General features: G+C 18.7%; 1 protein-coding gene. It reads right to left on the bottom strand.

From position 1 onward, the window contains the following. Positions 1-127: 127 nt before the first annotated feature. A partial coding sequence (locus tag A500_RS20915) for a hypothetical protein (protein ID WP_016209228.1) occupies positions 128-364 on the bottom strand: 237 nt, incomplete at its 5' end.

Raw genomic sequence — 364 nt, 5'->3', positions numbered from 1 at the left:
TTTTTTATAATTCATAAGATTATCTCCTTATACAAATATTTAGTATATGTTTGTATTTTGCAATAAAAGTTTTTACTATATAATTTTATACTTCTCTCTATCATAATTGAGTTTTTTACTAACTTATTTAATGAATCTTTAATATTATCCTTAAAATAACACCTGTAAATAATAAATTAATAATAGAAAAAATTGTTACGCATAATATAGCTACATCAAACTTACTATCAACTCTATATTTTCTTGATATAACAAAGGTTAGCATTCCTATTAAAATTGAAAATACCCAAACTAGGTATAAAGTTAAACTAGATAATAAATTTGATTTATTTACTAATAATAAAACTATACATATATTAATTGA

Origin of the sequence: Clostridium sartagoforme AAU1, assembly GCF_000401215.1 — a bacterium.
GTDB lineage: Bacteria > Bacillota > Clostridia > Clostridiales > Clostridiaceae > Clostridium > Clostridium sartagoforme.
This window is presented reverse-complemented; position numbering and strand designations above follow the sequence as displayed.